This is a genomic window from Streptomyces sp. sk2.1 (assembly GCF_008120935.1).
Classification (GTDB): domain Bacteria; phylum Actinomycetota; class Actinomycetes; order Streptomycetales; family Streptomycetaceae; genus Streptomyces.
In genome coordinates this window covers 27,202-32,484 of sequence record NZ_RDBO01000068.1, presented here as the reverse complement: position 1 = coordinate 32,484, position 5,283 = coordinate 27,202, and the positions used below count along the sequence as shown (strand labels likewise).

Genomic DNA, 5,283 nt, shown 5'->3' with positions numbered 1-5,283 from the left:
GGTCAGGTCCCGGTAGGCCGTGTCCGGCTCGGGGGCGGGAGTCGCCCGGGGTTTCCGTATCCGTGAACGGTTCGCCTCCGCCGTCACCCGTTCCAGCTCGGGCGCGGCGCGCTCCGCCAGCCAGTTCGGGCCGTGGAGCGCGGACTCCAGGTCCTCCAGGGCGCGCAGCGGGTCCTTGACGTGGTCGGCGATCAGCAGGCCGCGGACGAAGCGGAGCACGGCCCGGTCGCCGGGGCGCTCGACCCAGGTGCTCAGCGCCATGTCGCAGCAGTGCAGCGCGGTCTTCGGCCGACCGTGCAGCAGGGCCGAGCACACGTCCATCAGCCAGGCGTCCGGGGTGAACGATCCCCCGCCGCCGACCCGCCATGCCATCGCCGTGCGGTACAGCCCGTACCAGTCGCCCGCGTCGAGCAGTTCGAGACACTGCTCGCGCCACCACGAAGCGGGGCGCCCGGCAGGCCGAGCGGACGTTGCACCCATGCCCGGCACTCTACCGAGCAGGGCGTACGCCCCCACCGACGGCATGGATTCCGGTGGGGGCGTACATGGGGTGGGCCCGGGTCGGGGCCCCTGGCAGGGATGCCGAGTGGGGAGTCAGCAGCTCTGCCAGAGCCGGGTCATGACGCGGACGCCGAAGCGCAGGCCCTCCAGCGGGACGCGTTCGTCCACGCCGTGGAACAGGCGGCCGTAGTCCAGGTCGTGCGGGAGCTTGAGGCCCTTGAAGCCGAAGCAGCGGATGCCGAGGTGGGTGAATGCCTTGGCGTCGGTGCCGCCCGGGTTGCAGTACGGGACCGGGTGGCCGTCCGGGTCCTCGGCGCGCACGGCGGCGCACATGGCGTCGACCAGCGGGCCGTTGAACGTGGTCTCCATCGCGATGTCGTGGTTGACCCACTCGCGGGTGACCGAGGGGAGCAGGAGGCTGTCGACGGTGTCGATCAGCTCCTGTTCGTGGCCGGGGAGGAAGCGGCCGTCCACCCGGGCGGTGGCCTTTCCGGGGATGACGTTGGTCTGGTAGCCGGCGTCGAACATGGTGGGGTTCGCGGAGTTGCGGAGCACCACCTGCATGAAGTCGGCGACGTGTCCCAGCTTGGCCAGCTCGGCGTCCAGGTCCTCGGCCCCGAGGTCGAGCTCCACGCCCTGGAGGTCGGCGGCCTCCTGGAGCAGCGCCCGCACCGGTTCGATCAGCCGGACGGGGAAGGTGTGGCGGCCGATGCGGGTCAGCGACTCGGCGAGGTCGGTGACCGCGTTCTCGTCGTTGGGCGACGAGCCGTGGCCGGCCCGGCCGGTGGCGGTCAGCTCCATCCAGGCCATGCCGCGCTGCGCGTTCTCGATCGGGTAGAGGCGCCGGGTGTCGTCGAGCGCGTAGGAGAACCCGCCGCCCTCGCCGATCGCCTCGGTGACCCCGGCGAACAGCTCCGGGCGGTGCTCGACCAGCCAGTGGGCGCCGAACTTGCCGCCCGCCTCCTCGTCGGCGAGGAAGGCCAGGACCAGGTCGCGGGACGGCCTGGTGCCGGTGCGGGCGAAGTGCCGGGCGGTGGCCAGCATGACGGCCACCGTGTCCTTCATGTCGATCGCGCCGCGCCCCCACAGGTAGCCGTCGCGGATCTCGCCGGAGAACGGCGGGACCTGCCACTCGGCGGCGTCGGCGGGCACCACGTCCAGGTGGCCGTGGACCAGGAGGGCGCCGCGCTCCGGGTCGGCGCCCGCGATCCGGGCGATGACGTTGGCGCGGCCCGGGGCGGACTCGACCAGCTCGGATTCGATGCCCACCTCGGCGAGGCGGCCCACCACCCAGTCGGCACAGGCGCGCTCGTCGCTGGTGGGGTTGGAGGTGTCGAACCGGATCAGTTCGGCGCAGAGCCCGATGACCTCGTCCTGGGCCTCGGCCGAGGCCGGGACGAGCGGGGCGGTGGTGGGGTCGGTCATGCTGCTCCCACAGGGGTTGTCGCGCGGGCGGCGGGGGCGGAGGCGTCCTCGTCGTCCAGGGTGGAGGTGCCGTACGGCTTCACCCAGCCCAGCAGGCCGAGGACGCTGTACAGGACGAACGCGGTGGCCAGCGAGTTCAGGGCCGGGATGCCGCCGTCGTAGAACTTGCCGACGCAGAACGCCGCGATCCAGATGGCGATGGACATCGGGACCCAGGTCGGCGAGGACGTCGGCAGGGTCTCGGACTCGCGGGTCTCGTCCAGCGGCTTGCGCATCCGCTTCACGACCCAGTACTCGGCCACGATGATGCCGCCGATGGGCGGGATGGCGACGCCGAGGACGGAGAGGAACTCGGTGAAGTGGGTCATGATCCCGACCGCGGACAGGGCCGTGCCCGCGATGCCGAGGACGATCGTGACCGCGCCGCGGTGCAGCCGCTTGCGGAAGACGACCTGGAAGAAGTTGACGACGCCGAGCGAGGAGCCGTACAGGTTCCAGTCGTTGATCTTGGCGGTGGACATCAGGACCACGATCACGCCGAAGGCGCCGGAGGTGGAGAGCACGATGTGCGAGACCTCGCTGCTCTTGACCAGGTGGCCGAGGAGCACGCCGGTCAGGCCGACGATGTACTCGGAGAGGATCATCGACGAGGCGCTCTGCAGGAAGACGTGCGAGCCCTTCCGGTTGTACCGGGTCATCTCCGGGGACACGATCGCCCCGGTCATGTAGCCGCCCGCGATGGCGGTGGCGGCGACGGCGAGCGGGATCGTCTCGCCGGGCGGCGGGGAGCTGATCAGCTCGCTGATGGAGTGGTCCTTCAGCGTCGATATGATCGACCAGGCGACCATCGCGAAGAACAGCGGCGTGACGATCTTGGCGAAGGTGGCCATGTACTTGAAGCCGAAGATCACCAGGGCGGTGATGGCGATGCCGGCCAGCACGCACCACATCCAGGCCGGGCCGCCGATCAGCGCCGAGACGCTGTTGCCGAAGATCGTGTTCTGGACGCCGAACCAGCCGACCAGGCTGACCGCGATGATGAAGCTGACCAGCGCCGAGCCGTTGCGGCCGAAGCCGACCCAGCGGGTCAGCATGGGCGTCGCCAGGCCCTCGCGCATGCCGGCCAGGCCGATCGCGAAGATCACGACCTCCAGGATCACCGCGCCGAGCGTGAAGGCGAGGAAGGCGTCCCCGAAGGTCATGCCGACGCCGATGGTGGCGCCGAGGGTGAACTGCGAGATCGAGCCGGACTGGGCCAGCCACTGGAGCAGCATCGACCAGAAGCCGAAGCGCTTGTCGCGCGGGACGCGGGACAGCGAGTAGTCGTCGCTGCCGATGGCCTTGGACTCGTGGGTCCCGGCCTCGGCCTGCGGGGTGGCTGCCATCAGGACTCCTGGGGTGTGCGGCCGAAGGTCTGCAGGTGTGCCAGCGACCCGTAGCGGTTGACGAGGTTGTCGAACTCCACCGCGTCGTGGAAGTCCAGGTGGCCGCTGCCGTAGGCCTTGGCGACCTCCACGGCGTAGCGGGCGGCGGACGCGATGTCCGTCTCGTGGCTCGCGCCCGTACCGCAGCCCGGCACCGCCGCGGCCGAGGTGATGGCCAGGCCGACGACCGGGGCGGCCGTCGCGGTGGAGGGCTGCAGGATCGAATTGATGTGGTGTGCCCCATTACCGTACGGGGTGATGTCCTGCGTGGTCACCGGATACGTGACCAACGGCTCACCCGTCACCACGGCCAGCAGTTCGCCGAGCGACTCGCTGACCCGGAGCACCCAGCCCTCCTTGACGGTGGGCGACAGGGCGAGGCCCTTGTGGTTGATGATCCGGTTGCCCTTGGTGGTGTCGATGGAGAGCACGGCCTCCATCTCGTCGGTCACCTCGTGCCGGTTCATGGTGGCGATGTCCACGGGCGAGCCCATGAACGGCACCGGGTCGTGCGGCTCGGTCGGCGCGTTCGGGCAGATGTGGGTGGCCACGATCACATCGCCGGGCAGCACGTCGCCGCGGCGGCGCATGTCCAGCAGCTTGGCGGCGGTGGCGAGCGCGGAGACCGCGCCGTCGGCGTCGGAGACCAGGCCGGTCACCTCGGGCCGGGCGCCGATGCCGCCGAGCCGGCCCACCACGCCCAGGGTGCGGGCGTCGCCCCCGGAGGAGCGCCCTCGCGAGCCCGGGACGCGGACCATCACGAAGTCCGTCGAGCCCTGCGCGCCGACGACCGTGGTGACCTTCGCGGACGAGCCCTCGGCGCCGCTCACGGAGTCGAGGTACTCGACGACCGTCTTGCCATTGACCTGGGGATCGTCCAGCAGATCGACGATGTCCAGTACGTACTTCAACATGGGGGGCCTTTCTCGCTCACCCGGTCTCACCGATCTCACTGATCCGGACACCCGGGCTGATCCGGACACCCGGGCCGACGTTCGACGGGAGGAAGCGCGGGGCGGGGTGCTGAGGACACATTCGGGATCGGATAGCGTTGAACGCAACTGTTTCCCGTTATTTGCAATTCAGGTCTGAATGGTGAGATGACGATGGCGGACTTCGATCTGGACCGGCGCACCCCCGCCGGGGCCCTGCAAACCGTCGACCGGGCGCTCCTCGTGCTGCTCGCCTTCGAGCGGACCCGGCCCGATTGGGGCGTCACCGAGGTCGCCGAGGAGTTCGGCTGGGACACCTCGGTGGCCCAGAGGCTGCTCGCCACCCTCGCCGGACGCGGCTTCCTGGTCTCCGACCCGGTCACCCGCCGCTACCGGATCGGCCCCGCAGTGCTGCGCCTGGGCAGGCTCTGGGAGCGGTCCGGATCGCTGGAGCTGCTGGCCGGGCCGGTCCTGGAGGAGCTGCGCCGGGTCACCGGCGACACGGTGCTCTTCTGTCTGCCGGACAGCTTCCACATGCGGTGCGTCGCCGCCGAGGAGGGCGTGGCCGGGCCGCTGCGCTACTACCCGCTGGTCGGCGAGCTCTACCCGGCGCACGCCGGGGCGACCAGCAAGTCGTACTACGCGTACCTGCCCGACGAACAGCGCCACCGGCTCTTCCGGGGCCGCCCCATGGCCCGGTTCACCGACCGGACGGTCACCGACCCGGACCGGCTGGAGGAGGAGTTCCTCAAGGTCCGCGCCCAGGGCTACGCCTGGACGGTCGGCGAGTACGACACCGGCATCGCGACCGTCGCCGTACCGGTCTTCCTCGGCGGCGACGCACCGCATGTGGAAGCTGTCCGGCAGACAGAAGAGCACCGTGTCGCCGGTGACCCGGCGCAGCTCCTCCAGGACCGGCCCGGCCAGCAGCTCCAGCGATCCGGACCGCTCCCAGAGCCTGCCCAGGCGCAGCACTGCGGGGCCGATCCGGTAGCGGCGGG

At 70.8% G+C, this 5,283-nt stretch carries 5 protein-coding genes; 1 reads left to right on the top strand and 4 read right to left on the bottom strand.

Features of this window, described 5'->3' with window-relative positions:
• The 4 genes from EAO76_RS24275 to EAO76_RS24260 form a co-directional block, all read right to left on the bottom strand.
• A partial coding sequence (locus EAO76_RS24275; RefSeq protein WP_148838063.1) for a hypothetical protein occupies nucleotides 1-480 on the bottom strand: 480 nt, incomplete at its 3' end.
• 114 nt (nucleotides 481-594) lie between these two features.
• Complete coding sequence (locus tag EAO76_RS24270) at nucleotides 595-1,926, bottom strand: M20/M25/M40 family metallo-hydrolase (RefSeq protein ID WP_148838062.1); 1,332 nt, start codon at nucleotides 1,924-1,926, stop codon at nucleotides 595-597.
• On the bottom strand, nucleotides 1,923-3,311 hold the full coding sequence (locus EAO76_RS24265) for a cytosine permease (protein ID WP_148838061.1): 1,389 nt from the start codon (nucleotides 3,309-3,311) through the stop codon (nucleotides 1,923-1,925). Before EAO76_RS24265 ends, EAO76_RS24270 begins: the two co-directional genes overlap by 4 nt.
• Complete coding sequence (locus EAO76_RS24260; RefSeq protein ID WP_148838060.1) at nucleotides 3,311-4,264, bottom strand: DUF1177 domain-containing protein; 954 nt, start codon at nucleotides 4,262-4,264, stop codon at nucleotides 3,311-3,313. The genes EAO76_RS24265 and EAO76_RS24260 overlap by 1 nt, the downstream gene beginning before the upstream one ends.
• A gap of 186 nt (nucleotides 4,265-4,450) precedes the next feature.
• Between EAO76_RS24260 and EAO76_RS24255 the strand changes: the two genes are divergently transcribed.
• Nucleotides 4,451-5,283 (top strand): IclR family transcriptional regulator (locus EAO76_RS24255; RefSeq protein ID WP_262375707.1); only part of this gene is annotated, 833 nt, incomplete at its 3' end.